This is a genomic window from Burkholderia sp. Tr-20390, from assembly GCF_017104595.1.
Lineage (GTDB): Bacteria > Pseudomonadota > Gammaproteobacteria > Burkholderiales > Burkholderiaceae > Burkholderia.
Genome location: NZ_JAAGPC010000136.1, coordinates 1 through 22,842 on the forward strand (window position 1 = coordinate 1; position 22,842 = coordinate 22,842).

Sequence of the window (22,842 nt, forward strand, 5' to 3'; positions counted from 1 at the left end):
TCGTGATCTGGCTCGCGCTCTTCATGCTCGCGCCGCCGCTCGGCCTCGCGCTCGCGTTGTACCTGAACCAGGCGGTGGCCGGCATCCGGCTCGTGAAGTCGCTGTTCTTCGCGCCGTTCGTGCTGTCCGGCGTGGTCGTCGGGCTGATCTTCTCGTGGTTCTACGATCCGACGTTCGGCCTGCTCGCGCTGATCGCCGGGCACGGCATCCCGGTGCTCGGCGATGCGCGCTACGCGACGTTCGGCATCGTATTCGCCGCGCTGTGGCCGCAGACCGCGTACTGCATGATCCTGTACCTCACCGGCCTTACGTCGCTCAACCCGGAACAGATCGAAGCCGCACGGATGGAAGGCGCGCGCGGCTTCGCGCTGCTGTGGCACGTGGTGCTGCCGCAGTTGCGGCCGACCACCTTCATGGCGATCGTCGTCACGGTGATCGGCGCGCTGCGCAGCTTCGACCTGATCTCGGTGATGACGAGCGGCGGCCCGTTCGAGAGCTCGACCGTGCTCGCGTATTACATGTACGACCAGGCGATCAAGTACTACCGGCTCGGCTATTCCGCGTCGATCGCGGTCGTGCTGTTCGCGATCATGCTCGTCTACATCGTGTTCCAGTTGCGCCGCCTGCTGCGCAACGAGCAATAACCTGACCGGTGGCCATCATGTTTCCGACTCCCCTTGCCCAATGGAAGCCTGTCTCGCGCAGGCTGTACAAGTTGTCGCTGCCGGTTGCGCTGCTGATCTGGCTGTTGCCGATGATCGCCGTGTTCGTCACGTCGGTGCGCTCGACCGAGGAACTGGTCGAAGGCCACTACTGGGGCTGGCCACGGCACTTCTCGATGATCGAGAACTATCGCGACGCGCTGACGACGTCGCCGATGCTGCATTACTTCTGGAACAGCGTGCAGATCACGGTGCCTTCCGTGCTTGGCTCGATCGCGCTCGCGGCGATGGCCGGCTTTGCGCTGGCGACCTACAAGTTTCGCGGAAGTACGGCGCTGTTCGGGACGTTCGTCGCGGGTAACTTCGTGCCCGTGCAGGTGTTGATGATTCCGGTGCGTGACTTGTCGCTGCGGCTCGGCGTGTTCAATACGGTCGAGGCGCTGATTCTGTTTCATGTCGCGTTTCAGACCGGGTTCTGTACGTTGTTTCTGCGTAACTTCATCAAGCAGTTGCCGTTCGAGTTGATCGAAGCGGCAAGGATAGAAGGCGCGGGGGAGTGGACGGTGTTTTACCGGATCGTGCTGCCGTTGATTCGGCCCGCGTTGGCCGCGCTGGCGATTCTCGTTTTTACGTTCGTGTGGAATGACTACTTCTGGGCGCTGTGTCTGACGCAAGGGGATGAGGCCGCGCCGATTACGGCAGGCGTTGCCGCGTTGAAGGGGCAATGGACGACGTCGTGGAATCTCGTGTCGGCCGGATCGATCCTGGCGGCGTTGCCGTCCGTCGCGATGTTCTTCGCGATGCAGAGGCATTTTGTGGCGGGGCTGACGTTTGGTGCGACCAAAGGCTGAACGCGCGGCCACGCTTATTCGTATCTCCCCCTCCGCATCGTGAGGTTGCCCGCTTCGGCGGGCTTTTTTTTTGTCGCTGATCGATGGGGAACTCGCCCGCCGTCGGGCGAGAAGAGCCATTGCCATGGCGCCGCCAAATGACTGCTACGTGGGACGTTGTGCGCGGAATTGGCCATAGACGAGCCGAACGTTCACCACATACTAAAGAATTAGATTTTTGCGCCGTTATCCCGGGAGAGACAACCTCTGTCCACCAAACGATACAGGTTTACATAAAAACTCACACAGTGTGCGCACCAACCCGGAAGAACGTTAATGACAAAGCAATTAATAATCGAGAACGTAAAGCAGATTGACCGACTTGTATTTGACATCCCCAATCCAGGCGTTCATATTCTCTCCGGGGGCAATGGAGCAGGAAAAAGCTGCCTACTAACTTGTCTTTTGCGGATAGGACGACCTAATGCTTTCCAGACGGCGTTTCTCACCTCAAAAATGTCAGACGCACTAGACCCATTTTCTGGTGCAAAAATTACTTATACAGTCAACAATAACTCAGTTGCGTATGCATATAGTGGCGAGCGCTGGTCTCCCATTCCAAAAAGAAATAGCAAACTCCTTCAAAGCTTCGGATATGCCAGCGTGATTTACGCGGCAGCAAACTCCGAACGAATTGAACCACGTGCCGAAGATTTTAGACCGAGCAATGTACGAGATGCTTCAGCAAAGCTCCGCGAGGCCGCGAAACGCATTCTCGGAGATGAGAAATTTGAGCATCTTAAGATTGTGAACGTCCGCCGAGGCGTCGGCGCAGAAGCCTACCTTATGCCCGACGCGAGTTCAAAACCCAAAAAAAAGATCTACTTCTCTGAAAAAAACTTCAGCCTTGGTGAGATTTGCGTTCTCAAACTATTACGCCAATTGGACACCTGCCCGCATCACTCTCTCGTTCTAATTGATGAACTTGAATTGGCATTACATCCGAGAGCGCAAGTTGGGCTTCTTCGCTATTTAGAAGATATCGCGAAGGAAAAAACCCTAACGGTTATTTTCTCCACTCACTCGGCAAACCTCATAAAATATGCCACAAGGGAAAACTTCTTCTTCATTGAGCGGGTAGCCGGAAAAACTCGCGTAGTTTCTGAATGCTATCCGACGTATGCATTAGGTCAACTGGCCCTCAAGGAGGAGCGCTCCCCAGATGTCGTAGTATACGTAGAAGATGAACAGGCCCAATTCATTGTCGACACAATGATTAAATCCTTATTAAAATCCGAGCTAGCAAACAAATCCAAACCGACCATTGTAGTAGCCCCAATTGGGACCTTTTCTTCGGTAATTGCATTTCTGGGCAGATCAAAGAGCCTTCTTCCCGATACCGTCAGGCAGGTTGCACTCCTCGACAAGGACGCTCACGATGAGTATGTCGTACCACTTAAAAAATCTGAAAATCATGCCGAGCTCGCAAAGCTTCAAGCAGTGAAAGACAAAATAAAATTCCTGCCTTGGACACCTGAGGTTGGTATTTGCAAACTATTAATGTCAGACATTGGAAAACACGAATCAGCAATACGCGATTTTTTTGACGACGGGCGAATTTCATTTGCAGACATCGACTTCCCCCGCATAACCGAGCTTTCAGGCGGGCAACTTAGGAAGTATGCAAAGAAAGTGGTGCGCGATCTGATCGACGAGATTGCAAAATTAACACTTAAAAGTCAAGAAAGGGTGAGACAGGATATTTCCGACTATTTTTCGACAGCCAGCTTAAAAGGAGCGTCTGCGACGAAACTCAAAGAATTGCTCATGCCGATTATCAACACTTAAAGGCACCGCTCTTTCTTAACATCGCAAGCCGGAAAATTGGATCCCGAATATTAAGGCTCGGGTACTGGCCGCGCGCGTATCCATTACCAATAGGCTGACTATGGTCGTTTTATATCCTCGTCTTCTGGTGATCGGAAAGCGACTCCATGAAAATTCACAACGAATTTTTCGAGAATCAGCCATCGCTACATCGCGCCCGGCTGGCCACCCTTGATCCGCAACTGCGCATCGACCGACCCGATGTTCTTCTCATGCGCCACCAGCATCTGCGTGAGCGCGTGGTGCATGTCGGGCTGCGCAAGCGTCAGCAGTAACGCCTGCAACTTCCGCACGACCCAGCGCTGCCCACGATTCAAAAACGCCAGCCGCTCGGCCAGGTCATCGATCGCCATCGCCTTCTCATAAAACGCCCCGGTAGCATGCGTCGGCGTCGCATCGAGCGACCGAATCGCATCGACCAGCACCGCACACCAGTGCGCCTCATCCTGGCGAATCCCGGCCACAAGCCGATGAAGTTCGGGATCGTCGATTTCCGCCACGGTCTCCGACGCAACCCGCGCACCTGCGCGCTCGGCTTCCAGCAGCTCATTCAGCAACGTGAGCAACGCGTCGCGCTGCGCATCAGCGAATTCTTCCGCTGCTTTGGCGGGGCGGGCGTCGTGCCCGTCGTCGTGGGTCCGGTTCGACATGCGATGTCCTCCGTTCAGGAAGCGTGGCGCACCGGTTCGCCCGGCGTGGTTCCGTCAGGCACTACACACACGACGGCGTCCACACATCACGGCAGGCAGCAGCGAGACCACACGAAGAATGGCTCACAGTCTGACATGGCCCTGTGACAAGCGTCTGCAGCCGACCCACTGTGCGTGATGCGCATCAAGACACACCGCCACGCATAGCCGACCTCACGTCCACCCTTCGAGCCTCAACGTCGACCGCACCAACCGCTGCTCCTCCTGCTCGATCTCCCGCAGATACTCGACGCACTGGCGAATATGCTCGCTCGCCGCCTTGCGCGCCTGATCGGGCAACCGCCCCGTCACCGCGTTATAGAGCCGCGCATGCTGCCGATCGATCTGCTTTTTCAACGGCTCGCGGTGATAGAGATTGTTCACCGACGCAAACACCGAACTCAGCAGCAGATCCGTCAACGACTGCAGAGTATTCACGAGCACCGGGTTATGCGACGCCTCACAGATCGCCAGATGAAACGCGTGATCGAGCTTCGCGCGCGCGGCCGGGTCGAGATCCTGCGCATCGGCCGCGGTCATCTCTTCATAGCGGCGCTTGATCAGGATGAAATCGGCCGGCGTCCCGCGCAACGCAGCGAGCCGCGCGGCCTCCGTCTCGAGCATCCCGCGCACCTCGAACAGGTCGTACAGCGTGCGCGGCTGCGAGCCGAGCAGATGCATCATCGGCGTGATCTCGCGTTGCGGGGTCAGGCTCGCCACGAACGAGCCCTTGCCGTGCGTGGTGTCGATGATGCCGCGCGCACGCAGCAGCTTCATCCCTTCGCGCACGGCCGTGCGCGACACGCCGAGCTTCTCGGTCAGCCGCCGTTCGGACGGCAATGCCTGCCCGGCCTTCAGCACGCCGTCGACGATCAGCTGCTCGATGCGCTCGGCAACGACGTCGGCCACGTTCCGCGCCGGGCCCACTCGATCCTGCGTTTCCATACTGGTATGACCACTCCGGAAGGATATCGGCGATTTTCCCACAAACCCTTTTAGTCATTCAGTTTTATGGCGACCGATACAGCAGATTTCCGGCCGCCTCTTAAAAACTGGTATGACCACATTCGCCACATCTGGACACACGAGCGCCGCCCGCCAAGAATCCCGTCCATCCGGCGCACCGCGCATCGCGCGGCCGCCTCATGAAGGAGACGGAGACAACCCCGATGAGTTTCATCTACGACGAACGGATCGACGGCCCACTCGCGACCGTCGGCCGAGACACGCTCGTCGCCGCGCTGCACGCGGCGGCGCCCGACCTCGACGTGCTGCACGAACGCGAGGCGCTCAAGCCGTTCGAATGCGACGGCCTCGCCGCGTACCGCACGGTGCCGCTCGCGGTCGTGCTGCCCGATACGGTCGAGCAGGTGCGCGCGGTGCTGCGCGTCGCGGCCGCGCTCGGTGTGCCGGTGGTCGCGCGCGGCGCGGGCACCGGGCTGTCGGGCGGCGCGATGCCGCTCGAAAAAGGCCTGCTGCTCGTGATGGCGAAGTTCAACAGGATTCTCGACATCGACCCCGATGCCGGCATCGCACGCGTGCAGCCCGGCGTGCGCAACCTCGCGATCTCGCAGGCGGCCGCGCCCTACGGCCTCTACTACGCACCCGATCCGTCGTCGCAGATCGCCTGCTCGATCGGCGGCAACGTCGCCGAGAATGCGGGCGGCGTGCACTGCCTGAAATACGGGCTCACGGTGCACAACATCCTGAAGGTCGAGATCCTGACGATCGACGGCGAGACGCTCACGCTCGGCGCCGACGCGCTCGACGCGCCCGGCTTCGACCTGCTCGCGCTGTTCACCGGCTCGGAAGGGATGCTCGGCATCGTCACGGAAGTCACCGTGAAGCTGCTGCCGAAGCCGCCAAGCGTGAAGGTACTGATGGCAAGCTTCGACGATGTCGCCGAAGCCGGCGCGGCGGTCGCGCGAATCATCGGCGCGGGGGTGATCCCCGGCGGCCTCGAGATGATGGACAACCTCGCGATCCGCGCGGCGGAAGATTTCATCCACGCGGGCTACCCGGTCGACGCACAGGCGATCCTGCTGTGCGAGCTCGACGGCTCGCCGACCGACGTCGACGAAGACGCCGAACGCGTCGCCACGTTGCTGCGCGACGCGGGCGCGACCGAGATCCGCGTCGCACGCGACGAAGCCGAACGCCAGCGCTTCTGGGCCGGCCGCAAGAACGCATTCCCGGCAGTCGGCCGCATGTCGCCGGACTACTACTGCATGGACGGCACGATCCCGCGCCGCGAGTTGCCGCGCGTGCTCGAAGGCATCGCCGCGCTGTCCGCCGAATACGGGCTGCCGGTCGCGAACGTATTCCACGCGGGTGACGGCAACATGCACCCGCTGATCCTGTTCGACGCGAACCGGCCCGGCGAACTCGACCGCGCGGAAGCGCTCGGCGGCAAGATCCTCGAGCTGTGCGTCGCGGCGGGCGGCAGCATCACGGGCGAGCACGGCGTCGGCCGCGAGAAGATCAACCAGATGTGCGTGCAGTTCAACGCCGACGAGATCACGTTCTTCCACGCGGTGAAGGCCGCATTCGATCCGCAGGGGCTGCTCAATCCCGGCAAGAACATCCCGACGCTGCACCGCTGCGCCGAATTCGGCGCGATGCACGTCCATCACGGCAAGCTGCCGTTTCCCGAACTGGAGCGCTTCTGATGCGACGCGAAATCGAATCGATCGACGACAGCGCGGCGCTCGTCGCGCAGGTCGACGCGGCGATCCACGATCGCCAGCCGCTGCACATCCGCGGCGCCGGCACGAAGGCGTTCCTCGGCCGCCCGGTCGAAGGCCGCACGCTCGACGTGCGCACGCATCGCGGCATCGTGTCGTACGACCCGACCGAACTCGTCGTCACCGCTCGCGCGGGTACGCCGCTCGCCGAGCTCGAAGCAATGCTCGGCGCGGCCGGCCAGATGCTGCCGTGCGAGCCGCCGACGTTCGGCGGTGCGGCCACGGTCGGCGGCATGTTCGCGGCGGCGCTGTCGGGCCCGCGCCGCCCGTGGGCCGGCGCGGTGCGCGACTTCGTGCTCGGCTGCCGCGTGATCACCGGCCACGCGAAGCACCTGCGCTTCGGCGGCGAGGTGATGAAGAACGTCGCGGGCTACGACGTGTCGCGGCTGCTCGCGGGCAGCTTCGGCTGTCTCGGCGTCGTGACCGAGGTGTCGTTGAAGGTGCTGCCGAAGCCGCGCGCGACGGGCGAGCTCGCGTTACAGCTTGGCGTGGACGAAGCCGTGCAGCGCGTCGCCGCATGGCGTCGCGCGGGGCTGCCGCTCGCCGGCGCATGCCACGCGGACGGCGTGCTGCGCGTGCGGATCGAAGGCGGCGAGGGCTCGGTGAAAGCCGCGCGCGACACGATCGGCGGCGAGCGCATGGATGATCGCGACGATGCGTTCTGGGCCCGGCTGCGCGACCTGGCGCTGCCGTTCTTCGACGACCCGCGCCCGCTGTGGCGCGTGTCGGTGCCGGCCTCCGCACCGCTCGATGCACTGCCCGGTGCGCAGCTCGCCGACTGGGGCGGCGCACAGCGCTGGCTGAAGAGCGATACCGCACCGGCCGACGTGCAGCGGTTCGCCGCGCAGTGGGGCGGCCACGCGACCTGCTTCACGCCGGGCACGACGCGCGAGCCGTTCCAGCCGCTGCCGCCCGCGCTGCTGCGCGTGCACCGGCAGCTCAAGGCGCAGCTCGACCCGCATGCGATTTTCAATCCCGGCCGCCTGTACGCCGACTTCTGACGCGAACCCGATCCCGACCCGCCGATGCAAACCAATCTCAGCGAAGCAAGCAAGGCCCTCGCTCGGGCCGATGAAGCGGAAGCGATCCTGCGCGCGTGCGTGCACTGCGGCTTCTGCAACGCGACCTGCCCGACCTACCAGGTGCTCGGCAACGAGCTCGACGGGCCGCGCGGGCGCATCTACCTGATCAAGCAGCTGCTCGAAGGCGAGCCGTGCGGCGAGCGCACGCAGCAGCATCTCGACCGCTGCCTGACGTGCCGCAACTGCGAGACGACCTGCCCGTCCGGCGTGCGCTATCACACGCTGCTCGACATCGGCCGCGCGGAAGCCGAGAAACGCGTGCAGCGGCCCGCGCGCGAGCGCCTGCTGCGCGCGGGGCTGCGGCATGTCGTGCCGCGCCCGGCGACCTTCGCCGCGTTGCTGAAGGCGGGCCGCGCGCTGCGCCCGCTGCTGCCCGGCACGCTGCAGGACAAGATCCCGGCCGCCGTCCCCGCGGCCGCACCGCGCCCGCCCGTACGCCATGCGCGGCGCGTGCTGATGCTCGAAGGCTGCGTGCAGCCGTCGCTGTCGCCCAACACCAATGCGGCGGCCGCGCGCGTGCTCGACCGGCTCGGCATCAGCGTGAGCCCTGTGCGCGAAGCCGGCTGCTGCGGCGCGACCGAATATCACCTGAACGCGCAGGAGGCCGGCCTCGCCCGCGCACGCCGCAATATCGACGCCTGGTGGCCCGCGATCGAAGCCGGCGCGGAAGCGATCGTGCTGACGGCGAGCGGCTGCGGCGCATTCGTCAAGGAATACGGCGACTTGCTGCGCTCCGACCCCGTCTACGCGGAGAAAGCGCAGCGCGTCAGCACGCTCGCATGCGATCTGGCCGAGGTGATCGCGGCCGAGCCGCTCGACGCGCTGGCCGGGTCGACGCCACGCCGCATCGCGGTGCATTGCCCGTGCACGCTGCAGCACGCGCAGCGCCTCGGCGGCGCGGTCGAACGCATCCTGACGCGGCTCGGCTTCGATCTGACGAATGTCGCCGACGGCCATCTGTGCTGCGGCTCGGCCGGCACGTATGCGCTGACGCAGCCCGAACTCGCGACGAAACTGCGCGACAACCGGCTCGATGCGCTCGAAGCCGCGCGGCCGGACCTGATTGTCACGGCCAACGTGGGCTGCCAGACTCACCTGAACGGCGCGGGCCGCACGCCCGTGCGCCACTGGATCGAGCTCGTCGACAACCATCTCGTCAACTGACCGGATTCCGGAGGATTGCCATGCAGACGAAACCCGAACTCGAACTCGCCGATGCCGACCGCATGCTCGCCGCCGCCCGCGTGGAAGCGGAGCGCCACGGCTGGGCCGTGTCGATCGCCGTCGTCGACGACGGCGGCCACCTGCTCGCTTTTGCGCGCCTGGACGGTGCATCGCCGGCCAGCACGTATATCGCGCAGGACAAGGCGCGCGCGGCGGCGCTCGGGCGGCGCGAGACGAAGGCGTATGAGGATATGATCAACGGTGGCCGCACCGCGTTTCTCAGCGCGCCGCTGACGGGGTTGCTCGAAGGCGGCGTGCCGGTCACGGTCGGCGGCCGGATCGCGGGCGCGATCGGCGTGTCTGGCGTAAAGTCCGAACAGGACGCGCAGATCGCCCGCGCCGGCACACAAAGCGTCGCAGCGTAACCAGCCAGAGCCGCGCGCGATTTTTTCCCCGGGAGGATTAACGATGATCGACCAAGCAGGACTGCAAGTCGCGCCAGCGCTGAGCCAGTTCATTGAAAACGAAGCGCTGCCGGGCACCGGCATCGACAAGGCCGCGTTCTGGAGCGGTTTCTCGGCCCTGGTGCACGATCTGGCGCCCCGCAACCGCGAGCTGCTCGCGGAACGCGACCGCCTCCAGCAGGAACTCGACACCTGGCACCGTGCGCACCCCGGCCCCGTGCGCGACCACGCCGCGTATCGCGCGTTCCTCGAACAGATCGGCTACCTCGTGCCGGTCCCGTCGAACGTCGCGGCAGCCACCGCGAACGTCGACAGCGAGATCGCCACGCAGGCCGGCCCCCAGCTCGTCGTGCCGCTGTCGAACGCGCGCTACGCGCTGAACGCCGCGAACGCCCGCTGGGGCAGCCTGTACGACGCGCTGTACGGCACCGATGCGCTGCCGGAAGACGGCGGCGCCGAACGCACCACGGCCTACAACCCGACGCGCGGCCAGCGCGTGATCGACTACGCGCGCAACGTGCTCGACAACGCGGCGCCGCTCGCGAGCGGCTCGCACCGCGACGCGCTGCGCTACCGCGTGCAGGACGGCCAGCTCGCCGTCGAAACCGCGAAGGGCGTCGTGGGCCTCGCGCAGCCGGCGCAGTTCGTCGGCTACCAGGGCACGGCCGACGCGCCGTCCGCGATCCTGCTGAAGCACAACGGCCTGCACCTCGAGATCCAGATCGACGCGTCGACGCCGATCGGCCGTGCCGATCTCGCGCACGTGAAGGACGTCGTGCTCGAAGCCGCGGTCAGCACGATCATCGACTGCGAGGATTCGGTCGCGGCGGTGGACGCGGAAGACAAGGTCCAGCTCTACCGCAACTGGCTCGGCCTGATGCAGGGCACGCTGGTCGAGGAAGTCGCGAAGGGCGGCAAGACCTTCACGCGCCGCCTGAACGCCGATCGCGAGTACACCACGCCGGCCGGCGGCACGCTGTCGCTGCACGGCCGCTCGCTGCTGTTCGTGCGCAACGTCGGCCACCTGATGACCAACGGCGCGGTGCTCGACCGCGACGGCAACGAGATTCCGGAGGGGATCCTCGACGGCGTCGTCACGGTGCTGTGCTCGCTGCACGACCTGAAGGCGAAGCGCAACTCACGCACCGGCTCGATCTACATCGTGAAGCCGAAGATGCACGGCCCGGTCGAAGTCGCGTTCGCCGATACGCTGTTCGCGCGCATCGAGGATCTGTACAACCTGCCGCGCAACACGCTGAAGATGGGCATCATGGACGAGGAGCGCCGCACCAGCGTGAACCTCGCCGCATGTATCGCCGCGGCCGCCGCACGCGTGGCGTTCATCAACACCGGCTTCCTCGATCGCACCGGCGACGAGATGCACACCGCGATGGAAGCGGGCCCGATGATCCGCAAGGGCGACATGAAGTCGTCGGCGTGGATCCAGTCGTACGAGCGCAACAACGTGCTCGCCGGGCTGTCGGCCGGCCTGCGCGGCCGCGCGCAGATCGGCAAGGGCATGTGGGCGATGCCGGACCTGATGCACGCGATGCTCGAGCAGAAGATCGCGCATCCGCGCGCCGGCGCGAACACCGCATGGGTGCCGTCGCCAACCGCCGCGACGCTGCACGCGCTGCACTACCACCTCGTCGACGTGCAGGCCGTCCAGCAGGAACTCGAGAAGACGCCGTACGCCAGCGAACGCGACGCGCTGCTCGAAGGCCTGCTGACCGTGCCGGTCGTCGAGCGCGCCGCGTGGAGCGAGGCCGAGATCCTGAGCGAAGTCGAGAACAACGCGCAGGGCATCCTCGGCTACGTCGTGCGCTGGGTCGAACAGGGCGTCGGCTGCTCGAAGGTGCCCGACATCCACGACGTCGGCCTGATGGAAGACCGCGCGACGCTGCGCATCTCGAGCCAGCACATCGCGAACTGGCTGCGCCACGGCGTGATCACCGAGGCGTTCGTGCTCGACGTGTTCAAGCGGATGGCGCGCGTCGTCGACCAGCAGAACGCCGGCGACCCGAACTATCGCCCGATGGCGCCCGGCTACGACCAGTCGACCGCGTTCAAGGCCGCGTGCGCGCTCGCGCTGCAGGGCACGTCGCAGCCGAGCGGCTATACCGAGCCGCTGCTGCACCGGTTCCGCCTCGCGTTCAAGGCGCAACAGCACGGCGGTTAAGCGCGGGCGTGCTTCACGAAACGGGCGGCCGCCACAGCCGCCCGTTTTCATTTTCGCGTTCGCCCGGCCGTTGAAACGAATAATCGGCACATATCGTCTGCCTTCATTTTTCGCCTGCGTGTGCCGTTATCCGGAGAGAATCGGCGGCTGCATGCCGCGCGCCACGGCCCTTCATGCCGCAAAGCCTTGCGCTGGAACGCGCTGCCCGATATTCGCCAGCCCGGGAATTCGCTGAAATTTGATCCGGATCAATGGCCCCCAACATTTTCCGCGCACGCGGACGCGCGCGTTATACTCCGTTGAATTCGCGTTGCCCGATTCGTCGGATCGTTGAATCGGCGCAGATGTCACCAGTGAATGCTTGATTTACCGGTATATCTGGCCGCGATTACCGATAATCGGCGTCCATTTTCCCCGCCGGCCGGCAGGAAGGCGTCGGAATGGTCGCGTAACGGATCGCCGCCGACACGTCATACGAACAATCGCATCGGCCCGCCTCCCGGCGGCAATGCCCACCGATCCACCGACCATGGCAGAAACCGACTACGCAATGCCCAGCGAATCCGGCCTGACGAGCCGTGTCGCCGTTCATCTGCGCCGGTTCCTGCTGCCCCACCTGATCTTCTATACCGGGCTGCTGATCGCGCTGGTCCTGCTGCTCCTGTGCGGGATCGTGCTGTACGAAGGCCGCATCGATGCACGCGAACGCTCGATCGCGATGCAGCAGAACCTGGCGCTGATGGCGTCGTGGGACATCGAGCGCAACATCGAGATCTATTCGCTGTCGCTGCAGGCCGTCGTCGAGGGAGAGAACGACCCCGAGGTCGTCAAGCTGCCGATGCCGCTGCGCCGCCAGGTGCTGTTCGACCGTGCGACGACCGCCAAGTACCTCGGCGGGATCTACGTGCTCGACGCGAAGGGCGACATCGAGGTCGACGGCAAGAGCGACGTGCCGCGCAAGGCCAACTTCAGCAACGAGCCGTACTTCGTCGTGCACCGCGATCATCCCGACGCCGGCCTGTACGTCAGCCCGCCGTATCACTCGCGGCTGCGCGGCGGCTCGCCGAGCATCGCGCTCAGCCGGCGGATCACGAAGCCCGACGGCGCGTTCGGCGGCGTCGCCGTGATGTCGATCCGGCTCGAATATTTCCAGAACCTGTTCTCGCGCCTGTCGCTGGGCGATCGCGGCTCGATCGCGCTGATCAACACGGACGGCAGGATGCTCGCGCGCGAGCCGTACGACCCGAAGATCGTCGGCCGCGACATCAGCCACGCCAGCACGTTCCGGCGGTTCATGACCGCCAATGAAGGCAGCTTCGCCGACACCGCGTCGATCGACGGCGTGCGGCGCCTGTACGTGTTCCGGCACCTCGAGAACCTGCCGCTCATCATCATGGTCGCGCGCTCGGAAGCCGATACCTACGCCGCGTGGTACGACCGTGCGATTCCGATCGGCTCCGCGATGGTCGCGCTCGCGATCGGCTTCGTCGGCCTGTCGCTGCTGCTGGACGTGCAGCTGCGCAAGCGCCACCGCGCGGAAACCGAACTGCAGGCGCTCGCGCGCACCGACGGCCTCACGGGCCTCGACAACCGCCGGATGCTCGACGTCACGCTCGCGCGCGAATGGCGCCGTGCCGCGCGCTCGCAGCACGCGCTGTCGCTGCTGTTCATCGACGTCGATTACTTCAAGCGCTACAACGACACGCAAGGGCACCAGGCCGGCGACGACGCGCTTGCCGCGGTCGGCCACTGCATCGCCGGCTGCCTGCGCCGCCCGGCCGATTACGCGGCACGCTACGGCGGCGAGGAGTTCGTCGTGGTGCTGCCCGACATCGACACGGACGGCGCGGTGACGATCGCCGAGACGATCCGCACCGGCATCCTCGATCTCGGCATCCGGCACGACGCCGGCACGTCCGGCCGCCTGACGGTGAGCATCGGCGTGACGACCAGCTATCCGGAACACGACGACGACATGCAGGGCGCGCTGAAGCTGGCCGACGACGCGCTGTATCGCGCGAAGGAAGGCGGGCGCAACCGCATCGTCGTGCACCCGGCCGCTTCCGGCGGCCTCGCGGCGCGGCAGGCCTGAGCGGCCGGACACGCCACGCCGCCGAGCGATGGCCGAGCAAGGGCCGGACGGCCGCCGGGCCGCCGTCGCCGCCCGTGCGCAAAATCGCCGACAATGTCACCTCGACCTGCCGCCGCACGGCTGACGCACCCGGCCCGCCCGCGCGGGTGCGCGGCTGCTTCGCACCACCATGAGACTCAAGGCAAAGATCTTCCTTCTGGCCATCGTGCCGTTCCTGCTCGCGATCGCCGGCATCGGCTTCGGCGTGCGCCAGCAGGCGACGTCCCTCGCGCGCACGCAGCACGCGACGATCCAGGCCGCGTACCTGTCGAGCAAGGAAGTCGAGCTGAAGCACTACGTCGAGCTGGCGACGAGCGCGATCATGCCGCTCTACGACGCGAGCGGCCGCAACGCGCGCGACGACGCGCTGCTGCGCACGCAGGCGCTCGCGATGCTGCAGAAGATGGATTTCGGCCCCGACGGCTATTTCTTCGTGTACGACCTGCACGGCAATTCGCTGATGCATCCGCGCGAGCCCGAGCGCGTCGGCCACAACTACTGGTCGATGCGCGACCCGCAGGGCGCGCTGACGATCCAGAAGCTGATCGGCGCGGCGTCGAGCGGCGGCGGCTACGTGCGCTACGCATGGCAGCGGCCGTCGACGGGCCGCGTCGCGCCGAAGCTCGGCTACGTCGTCGCGCTCGAGCGCTGGGGCTGGATGGTCGGCACCGGCATCTATCTCGACGACGTCGACACCGCGCTGCAGCGCATCGACGCACGCGCATCCGCGAACATCGAGCGCACGATGAGCTGGCTGACCGCGATCGCGCTCACCGGCGCGGCGGCGATCGCCGTGTGCGCGCTGGTGCTGAACGTCAGCGAGTCGCGCAGCACCGACGCGAAGCTCAAGCTGCTCGCGCAGCGTGTCGTCGAATCGCAGGAGCAGGAGCGGGCGCGGCTGTCGCGCGAGCTGCATGACGGGATCAGCCAGATGATGGTGTCCGCGAAGCTGATGCTCGAATCCGCGCTCGCCCGCTTCGAACGCGGCACGGCCCGCCTGCCCGAAGCCGAGCAGGCACTGGCATCGGGCGTCGGGCGGCTCGGCGACACGCTGCGCGAAGTGCGGCGCATCTCGCATGCGCTGCGTCCGTCGATGCTCGACGACCTCGGCCTCGCAGCCGCGCTCGAGCAACTGGTGCGCGAGCTTGGCGCCGAAAGCGGCATCGACATCGGCTATACGCAGGTCGCGCACAGCGGCACCCGGCCGCTGCCCGAAGCCGTCAACACCGCGCTGTTCCGGATCGCCCAGGAGGCGCTCAGCAACATCGTGCATCATGCGCAGGCGTCGCGCGCGGCCGTCACGCTCGACGTCGGCGCGCAATCCGTCATGCTGACCATCGCCGACAACGGCTGCGGCTTCGACGCCGAACGCTCGCAGGCCGACGCGCGCCGCGGCATCGGCCTGCGCAACATGCGCGAGCGCCTCGACGCACTCGGCGGCATGCTGACGATCACGTCGCAGGTCGGCCACACGATCGTCGCCGCGCGCGTGCCGCTGCCCGGCGCCGCGTCATGACGCGCCCCATCACAGGAGACCTTTCACGCATGAGCGCCCCCGACACCGCCCGGCCCGTCGCCCGACTGCTGCTCGTCGACGATCACCCGCTCGTGCGCGACGGCTTGCGGATGCGGCTCGAAGCGGCCGACTTGTCCGTGGTCGGCGAAGCCGGCAACGCCGACGAGGCGCTCGCGCTTGCCGCGTCGCTCGAACCCGATCTCGCGCTGATGGACGTCGGCATGAACGGGATGAACGGCATCACGCTCGCGGGCGTGTTCCACGAGCGCTTTCCGGGCATCCGCGTGCTGATGCTGTCGATGCACGACAACATCGAATACGTGACGCAGGCCGTGCGTGCCGGCGCGAGCGGCTACCTGCTGAAGGATTCGCCCGCGAGCGAGATCGTGCGTGCGATCGGCGCGGTGCTGGCCGGCCAGACGTTCTTCAGCGAGGGGCTCGCCGCGCGGATGATCCACGCGAGCGCGACCGCGTCGCCGCTCGACCGGTTGACGCCGCGCGAACGCGACATCCTCGACGCGCTGGCGGAAGGGCTGTCCAGCAAGCAGATCGCGCAGCAGACGGGGCTGTCGGTGCGCACGGTCGAGACGCACCGGCTCAATCTGAAGCGCAAGCTGGAGATAGAAGGGCAGGCCGAGCTGATCAAGTTCGCGGTCGAGCATCGGCGGAGGTAGGCCAGCATGTCAACGGCGTCCACCTCACGATTCGCCGTCCAATTTCATACTCGTCCAATCGACCGCTCCCCGGGTCGATGGAATCCTTTCGCTTGCCGGAACGAGCATCGTGCTCGTGTTTCGCATGACGCCTGCATGAACTCGTCGTGCGGCAACCGGCATCACCGGCAGATATCGGTGATCTGGACCGAGGAGCGAAATCATGATGCGCCGTATCGCCGTTGTCGGCGACGAGTTGGAAACCGGGGGACACGTCATTGCCTACGCAGGGCCACGATTCACGTTTGGCGACGCTGGCCATCAGGTTGCTTTGATCGGCGGCCCCGCGTTCTGTGAAGCATGCGGAAGTACTGGACAGATTGCCAAGGCCGGCGGACCGAAGCGCATCGCATTCATGGGCGAAACGGCGGCCGATGGCGACATCGTTTTATGTCGATGTGCGACACCGCCACGCATCATCGCGGTGCTCTCCGGCAATTCATGGTGCGATGACGAAGCGGAAACGGAAGGCGTCGTTTCGTCCGGATCGAATCCGCAACGCAATACGGCGGCCGTAGCCGCGGGCGCATATGACGAATGCGTTCGCGCCGTCGGAAACGGCGCATTGCCGGATTATCCGTACATCATCGAAACATCGGACGGGCGTGTTCACTCGGGTCGACTCGATGCCACCGGATACCTGCCGCGTGTTCATACGAGCCATGAGGGCACGTACACGGTCTATTGGGGCGACGAAGCGCTCGCACGATTGAGCGGGGATGCGTAATGCCAAACGCAAAAACAGTCGTGAGGACGACCGCCGTTCAAAACTCGCACAAGGAAGTCCAACTGAAGTCGGTGACGTTTTCCGAACTCTGGAGCAACTATGCTCACGGAAATCCATACGCCGATCCAAACGGGCAGTACCAGAACCAGTGCGCCATCCGGATGAGTGTAACGCTGCACAACGTCGGCATCGAGATGAAGTCGTTTTCGCAGAAACGGGTCCGGCCAATGCCAGGCAAGCCGACACTGGGCCGCCTCATGCTCAACGGCAAATCGACGGCCACACGCGCATACGAGTTTGCTGAATGGTTGAAGCTGCGCCCGATCGCAGGATTACCCGCTCCGGAGAACGTGACCGGCCCCGATTGGGAAAACCGGGTCAGAAATCGCACCGGCATCATTTTCTTCTTCGGGTACTGGCAACAACAGGGCGACGCTGCCGACGACTTTAGCGGCGGACATATCGACCTCTGGAACGGTTCTCGCCTCCCGGTATCCAGTACGAGAGGTATCTTCGCGTCGATAGGCCGACGAATCGGAATATCCAGCCTGCAGATTCCACTCACGGATCTCGGCTACTCCGATCTGGCAAAATCGAAAACCATCCTTTTCTGGGAGATCAGGTGAAACGTGCCGGATTTTCACTTGCGTACTGGACCGCGGGCCTGATCACGACGTGGTTTGCATGCTGGATCGGGAGCCGAATCGACTGGCGCATTCATACCGGTTTGCGGTGGCCTTCCGATCGGAATTCTTGCCATGAAATCGACCTCTGCTCTCCGCCGTGGCCGACTACCATTCTGCTCGTTGCGTTTCTGATCGGGCCATCACTTGCATTCGCCTTCACGGGTTGGAGAATCAGTCGCCACCGCGTCACGGCAAAAAAATTGGCATCTTCTTTGGTCGCCTTGGCAGTTCCCACGATGCTCATGTACATCGGTACATATGTCATTCGATAGCTTGGTCGAATGAACAGCGGTGAGAATGCGCTCTTCGTCGGATGACGTGATCTGAAAGCCGTTCTTGCCGCCGCCGTGCGCGTCGTGACACGCATGAAAAGTTGATCGACCACTGTCATTCCGATTGTGACGACGTCACGCACGCCGCCGCCGCGCGTCCCGACTGCTTCTCCGTTTCACGCCGCACCATCAGCATCACCGCAACCACAATACTAAGGATCCCGGAACACAAAACCGCAATCGAAAACCCGTGCGCCATCGCGTCCCGATACGCGCCGAGCAGCGCCGGCTGCCCTGCCGCAAACACATGCTCCATCACCGCCTGCCGCGCGAGCGTATCCGCTTGCGCGCTGCCGGCCACCAGCATCGCGGCCGTCATCCGGTGCAGCGCACCGACGCTCATCATGCTGCCGAGCACCGCGATGCCCATGCTCATCCCCGTCTGGCGCAACGCGTTCATCGTCGCCGACGCCATGCCCGCGCGTTCGGCCGGCGCCAGTTCCATCACGGTCATGCCGGTCGCGGGCACCGCGAGCCCCATGCCGACGCCGAGCACCGCCAGCGCGACACCGACCGGCCCATACGGCGTGCCCGCACCGAAGCCGGCCATGACCGCGAGCATCGCGCCGATCAGGCCGTACCCGGCCACCATCAGCGCATGCAACGGAATACGCGCCGCGATGCGCCCGAACAGCATCGACGTGATCGCCGTCATCACGAACTGCGGCATCAGTTGCCAGCCGGCCTCGGCAGGCGTGCGCCCCTGCGCCTGCTGCAGGAACAGCGACAGGAAGAACAGGCTGCTGTACCCCGAGAACCCGAGCACGAACGACGCGAGATTGGCGCGCACCAGCCGCCGGTCGCGAAACAGCCAGACCGGCAGCAGCGGCCGCTCGACACGCGTCTCGACTCGCACGAACACGACGAACGCCACCGCGGCGCCCGCCAACGGCGCGAGCACCTTCGCATGCCACGCGCCGACTTCGCCGATGCCGATCAGCCCGTACGTGAGCAACCCGAGCCAGATCACGCTCAGTGCCTGGCCGAGCGGATCGAACGCCGCGTGCTGCGGATGCCGGCGCTCCGGAATGCCCCATGCGCCGAGCAGCACGGTCACGATGCCGATCGGCACGTTGACGAGGAAGATGTTCTGCCATCCGCCATGCTCGACGAGCAGGCCGCCCACCAGCGGCCCGAGGATCAGCGCGAGCGCACTGAACGCGGACCACCCGCCGATCGCGCGGGCACGCTCGCGCGCATCGGGAAACGCATGCGTGAGGATCGGCATCGCGCCCGGTATCAGCAACGCACCGGCGAGCCCCTGGATCGCGCGCCCGATCAGCAGCGGCTCGATGCTGCCCGCGCATGCGCATACCACCGATCCCGCCGTGAACAGGACGACGCTGGCGAGCCAAACACGCTTGTGCCCGTAGCGATCGCCGAGCGGCCCGGCCGACAGCATGAACGCGGACAGCGCCAGCGCATACGCATTGACGACCCACTGGAGGCCGCCGATATCGGTATCGAGCGCCGTCTGCAGCGTCGGCAACGCGACGTTGACGATGCTGATGTCGAGCGTGGCGAGAAAGGTGCCGAGACAGGCGGCCAGGACGAGTGCGGCGCGACGGTAGCGAGGCATGGTGGTCAGCCCTTGACGGGCATCGAGATGAGAATGATTCTCATCATATATATTGACTGACCGTCGGTCAATGGATTGCGTTGGCCGTGAGCAGGACGCTGGCCTAAACTGCGGGCTTTGCATGAACGGGCGTCGAGCCGCGCGATGACGGACAGGACCAAGGCAGGACTCAGGACAGTGAAAGACGACACGCCGGCAGGCAAGCCGCGCACGAAGCCGGCGGAAGTGCGCCTCGAGGAACTGATGGCGGCGGCCGAGACGCTGTTTCTCGCGCAGGGCGTGGAAGCGACGACCATCAGCGAGATCGTCGAACACGCGCAGGTCGCGAAGGGCACGTTCTATCACTACTTCGAATCGAAGTCCGACATGCTCGCCGCGCTCGCGCAGCGCTACACGGCGTCGTTCCTCGACCGTTTGCAGCACGCGGTGGACGCGTGCGACGCCGACGACTGGCTCGCGCGCCTGCGCGCGTGGATCCGCGCCAACATCGAAACCTACGCGGCGACCTACCGCACGCACGACATCGTCTACACGAACCACCATCACCACGATCGCGCGAATGCCGACAAGAACGCGATCCTCGACCAGCTCGGCGCGATTCTCGACGGCGGCGCACGGGCCGGCACCTGGCGGCTCGCGCATCCGCAGGTCACCGCGCTGCTGATCTATGCGGGCGTGCATGGCGCGACCGATCACATCATCGCGACGCCGGAAGCGGATCGTGCCGCGTTCGTCGATGCGGTGGTCGACGATTGCCTGCGGATGCTCGGCGTCGGCGCGTAACGCGCCGCCAGCGCACCGCCATGAAAAAGGGCGCCCGAGGGCGCCCTTCGTGCATCCGGAATCCGGATCGCTCAGCGGCCGTCAGTTCGTCCGCGAATTGTGCTTCTGCAGATATGCGATCAGGCCGTCGATGCCGCCCGATGCGAGCTGGCTCTTGAACTGGCCCTGGTAGACCTGGATCAGCCACGCGCCCGACATGTCGATGTCGTAGATCTTCCAGTCGTTGCCGACCTTGCCGAGACGATAGCCGACCGACTGGCTGTCGCCCGGCGTCGTGACCGTCGACTGGACGAGCGCGTCGGCGCCCGACGCACCGCCGGCCTTGAACGAGAACTTCGCGTCCTGGCTGCCGAGCTGCGCGAGCGACGCGGCGTAGGTGCGCGTCATCAGCAGCCTGAACTGCTTGTACAGCTCCTGCTGCTGTTGCGGCGTGGCCTGCTTCCACGCGTCACCGACCGCGATGCGGGTCGTGCGCTCGAAGTTGGTCGCGGGCAGGAAGCGCTGCTCGACGACTGCCGAGACCTTCGCCATGTCACCGCCGCGTGCGGCCGGATCGGCCTTCATCGCGTTGACGGTGCCCTCGACCGCGTTGCGGACGATATCGACCGGCGCGCTCTGCGCGAAAGCGGAAACCGACACGGCGGCCGCCGCGACGAAAGCAAACAGTTGACGTTTCATACGAATATCGCTCGATGAGAAAAAACGACCGGTTCATTGCACCGGCCGACGGAGCAAAGTATACCGGGCCCGACGCCTCGGTGCGCCGCCGTGACCGACTGTTACCTTTCAGATCCTTTGTCACAGGCTCGCGGCGGCGCGTCGAAGCAGCGCGGCGCCGTTTATGTAAATATCCCCTTACAAACCGGCCGGCAACCGGCATCGATTCCGCCGTCGCGAACAAATCTCCTTCCGTTCTCGTAACCCCCAACGTCACGACCGCCGCCACGCTGCGCCGGTATACTTGGCTACTTTGCCCTTTCCAGCCGCTCCCCACCGCCACATGGTGACATCTCTCATCGTCCGACTCGTTGCATGGTCGGTACGCCGGCCCGTCTGGGTCGTCGTGCTGTCGCTCGTCATCGCCGCGCTCAGCGGCGTCTATGTCGCGCAGCATTTCAAGATCAACACCGACATCAGCAAGCTCGTCGATGCGGAACCGCAATTTGCCGCACTCGGCCACGCCGTCGACAAAGCGTTCCCGCAACGCAACGGCACGATCCTCGCGGTCGTCGAGGCGCCCGCGCCGGAATTCGCGAATGCCGCCGCGCAGGCGCTGACCGACGCGCTGCAGAAGGATGCCGCCGCCGGCCGCATCGGCCAGGTCGCCGAGCCCGGCGGCGGGCCGTTCTTCGAGCACAACGGGCTGCTGTTCCTGTCGCCGCAGGAAGTCACCGATACGACCGCGCAGCTCGCGAGCGCGCGCCCGCTCGTCAACGAACTCGCGAAGAACCCGAGCCTGACCGGGCTCGCCACGACGCTCTCCACCACGCTCGGCCAGCCGCTGCTGACCGGCCAGGTGAAGCTGCCGACGATGGCGAAGCTGCTCGCCCGCAGCGCCGCGACGGTCGACGACGTGCTGGCCGGCAAGCCGGCCGCGTTCTCGTGGCGCGCGCTGGTCGACAACGATGCCGCGCGGCAGCCCGCGCGCGCGTTCGTCACCGTGCAGCCCGTGGTCAACTACGGCGCGCTGAAGGCCGGCGCGGAAACCAGCCAGGTGATCCGCGACGCGGCCCGTTCGATCGACCTCGAGAAGCGCTACGGCGCGGTCGTGCGCCTGACCGGCGAACAGCCGCTCGCCGACGACGAATTCGCGTCGGTCGAGGACGGCGCGGCGCTCAACGGCGTCTTCACGCTGCTCGCCGTGCTCGTGATCCTGTGGCTCGCGCTGCGCTCGAAGCGGATGATCGGCTCGGTGCTCGTCACGCTGTTCGTCGGCCTCGTCGTGACCGCCGCGCTCGGCCTCGCGATGGTCGGCTCGCTGAACATGATCTCGGTCGCGTTCATGGTGCTGTTCGTCGGCCTCGGCGTCGATTTCTCGATCCAGTACGGCGTGAAGTACCGCGAGGAGCGCTTCCGCGATCCGCGCATCGACCACGCGCTGATCGGCGCCGCGCACTCGATGGGCATGCCGCTCGCGCTGGCCACCGCGGCCGTCGCGGCGAGCTTCTTCTCGTTCATCCCCACCGCCTATCGCGGCGTGTCCGAGCTCGGCCTGATCGCGGGCGTCGGGATGTTCGTCGCGCTGCTCACCACGATCACGCTGCTGCCCGCGTTGCTGCGCCTGTTCGCGCCGCCGGGCGAATCGAAGACGCCGGGCTTTCCGTGGCTCGCTCCGGTCGACGATTACCTCGACCGCCATCGCAAGCCGATCCTGATCGGCACGCTCGTGGTCGTGATCGGCGCGCTGCCGCTACTCGCATTCCTGCGCTTCGACTTCAACCCGCTGCACCTGAAGGACCCGAACAGCGAATCGATGGCGACGCTGCTCGCCCTGAAGGATTCGCCGGAAGCCGCCGTCAACGACGTCACGCTGCTCGCGCCGTCGCTCGCGCAGGCCGATGCGGCCGCGAAGCGCCTCGACGCGCTACCCGAAGTCGGCCGCACGACCACGCTGTCGACCTTCATCCCCGCCGACCAGCCGGCCAAGCGCGCGGCGATCGCCGCGGCCGCGAGC

The 22,842-nt window shown here is 65.3% G+C and carries 18 protein-coding genes and 1 pseudogene; 15 read left to right on the plus strand and 4 right to left on the minus strand.

What is annotated here, in order from left to right; genetic code table 11:
• The 3 genes from G3N98_RS28405 to G3N98_RS28415 form a co-directional block, all read left to right on the plus strand.
• The coding region (locus G3N98_RS28405) for a sugar ABC transporter permease (RefSeq protein WP_206149973.1) at positions 1-644 on the plus strand (644 nt) is incomplete at its 5' end.
• 17 nt (positions 645-661) lie between these two features.
• Complete coding sequence (locus G3N98_RS28410; RefSeq protein ID WP_206149975.1) at positions 662-1,513, plus strand: carbohydrate ABC transporter permease; 852 nt, start codon at positions 662-664, stop codon at positions 1,511-1,513.
• Between the two features lie 315 nt (positions 1,514-1,828).
• On the plus strand, positions 1,829-3,340 hold the full coding sequence (locus tag G3N98_RS28415; protein WP_206149976.1) for an AAA family ATPase: 1,512 nt from the start codon (positions 1,829-1,831) through the stop codon (positions 3,338-3,340).
• 185 nt (positions 3,341-3,525) lie between these two features.
• Here G3N98_RS28415 and G3N98_RS28420 read toward each other — a convergent pair.
• Together G3N98_RS28420 and glcC are read right to left on the minus strand one after the other, a co-directional pair.
• Positions 3,526-3,966: pseudogene (locus G3N98_RS28420) on the minus strand (DUF6306 domain-containing protein); the annotation flags it as partial.
• A 276-nt stretch (positions 3,967-4,242) separates the two neighbouring features.
• Positions 4,243-5,013, minus strand: a complete 771-nt coding sequence (glcC, locus tag G3N98_RS28425; protein ID WP_089428743.1) for a transcriptional regulator GlcC — start codon at positions 5,011-5,013, stop codon at positions 4,243-4,245.
• 224 nt (positions 5,014-5,237) lie between these two features.
• Between glcC and glcD the strand changes: the two genes are divergently transcribed.
• The 10 genes from glcD (at position 5,238) to G3N98_RS28475 (ending at position 17,414) form a co-directional block, all read left to right on the plus strand.
• The gene (glcD, locus tag G3N98_RS28430; protein ID WP_206149979.1) at positions 5,238-6,737 is read left to right on the plus strand and encodes a glycolate oxidase subunit GlcD; all 1,500 of its coding nucleotides are present in this window, start codon (positions 5,238-5,240) and stop codon (positions 6,735-6,737) included.
• Positions 6,737-7,813, plus strand: coding sequence for a glycolate oxidase subunit GlcE (glcE, locus tag G3N98_RS28435; protein ID WP_206149981.1), 1,077 nt, complete (start codon positions 6,737-6,739; stop codon positions 7,811-7,813). The genes glcD and glcE overlap by 1 nt, the downstream gene beginning before the upstream one ends.
• A 24-nt stretch (positions 7,814-7,837) precedes the next feature.
• A complete protein-coding gene (gene glcF / locus G3N98_RS28440; RefSeq protein WP_206149982.1) occupies positions 7,838-9,058 on the plus strand; it encodes a glycolate oxidase subunit GlcF in 1,221 nt (406 codons plus the stop codon).
• A gap of 20 nt (positions 9,059-9,078) precedes the next feature.
• Complete coding sequence (locus G3N98_RS28445) at positions 9,079-9,483, plus strand: heme-binding protein (protein WP_206149984.1); 405 nt, start codon at positions 9,079-9,081, stop codon at positions 9,481-9,483.
• A gap of 43 nt (positions 9,484-9,526) precedes the next feature.
• Positions 9,527-11,701, plus strand: coding sequence for a malate synthase G (locus G3N98_RS28450; protein ID WP_206149986.1), 2,175 nt, complete (start codon positions 9,527-9,529; stop codon positions 11,699-11,701).
• A gap of 529 nt (positions 11,702-12,230) precedes the next feature.
• Positions 12,231-13,793, plus strand: a complete 1,563-nt coding sequence (locus tag G3N98_RS28455) for a sensor domain-containing diguanylate cyclase (protein WP_175239549.1) — start codon at positions 12,231-12,233, stop codon at positions 13,791-13,793.
• A gap of 169 nt (positions 13,794-13,962) precedes the next feature.
• Complete coding sequence (locus tag G3N98_RS28460; RefSeq protein ID WP_206149988.1) at positions 13,963-15,348, plus strand: cache domain-containing protein; 1,386 nt, start codon at positions 13,963-13,965, stop codon at positions 15,346-15,348.
• 29 nt (positions 15,349-15,377) lie between these two features.
• Positions 15,378-16,022: a response regulator transcription factor gene (locus G3N98_RS28465; RefSeq protein WP_043186307.1), complete on the plus strand. Its 645-nt coding sequence runs from the start codon at positions 15,378-15,380 to the stop codon at positions 16,020-16,022.
• Positions 16,023-16,224: 202 nt separating this feature from the next.
• On the plus strand, positions 16,225-16,788 hold the full coding sequence (locus G3N98_RS28470) for a PAAR domain-containing protein (RefSeq protein WP_089475941.1): 564 nt from the start codon (positions 16,225-16,227) through the stop codon (positions 16,786-16,788).
• The gene (locus tag G3N98_RS28475; protein ID WP_206149990.1) at positions 16,788-17,414 is read left to right on the plus strand and encodes a type VI secretion system amidase effector protein Tae4; all 627 of its coding nucleotides are present in this window, start codon (positions 16,788-16,790) and stop codon (positions 17,412-17,414) included. The genes G3N98_RS28470 and G3N98_RS28475 overlap by 1 nt, the downstream gene beginning before the upstream one ends.
• A 447-nt stretch (positions 17,415-17,861) precedes the next feature.
• Here the strand turns inward: G3N98_RS28475 and G3N98_RS28480 are convergent, their stop codons facing one another.
• Positions 17,862-19,385, minus strand: a complete 1,524-nt coding sequence (locus tag G3N98_RS28480) for an MFS transporter (protein WP_206149992.1) — start codon at positions 19,383-19,385, stop codon at positions 17,862-17,864.
• Positions 19,386-19,529: 144 nt separating this feature from the next.
• On the opposite strand from G3N98_RS28480, the gene G3N98_RS28485 reads away from it, so the two are divergent.
• A complete protein-coding gene (locus G3N98_RS28485) occupies positions 19,530-20,168 on the plus strand; it encodes a TetR/AcrR family transcriptional regulator (protein ID WP_175239540.1) in 639 nt (212 codons plus the stop codon).
• Positions 20,169-20,249: 81 nt separating this feature from the next.
• Here the strand turns inward: G3N98_RS28485 and G3N98_RS28490 are convergent, their stop codons facing one another.
• Positions 20,250-20,846, minus strand: a complete 597-nt coding sequence (locus tag G3N98_RS28490; RefSeq protein ID WP_175239538.1) for an ABC transporter substrate-binding protein — start codon at positions 20,844-20,846, stop codon at positions 20,250-20,252.
• Between the two features lie 322 nt (positions 20,847-21,168).
• Between G3N98_RS28490 and G3N98_RS28495 the strand changes: the two genes are divergently transcribed.
• Positions 21,169-22,842, plus strand: a 1,674-nt coding sequence (locus G3N98_RS28495; RefSeq protein WP_206149994.1) for an MMPL family transporter, incomplete at its 3' end; no start/stop codon positions are given.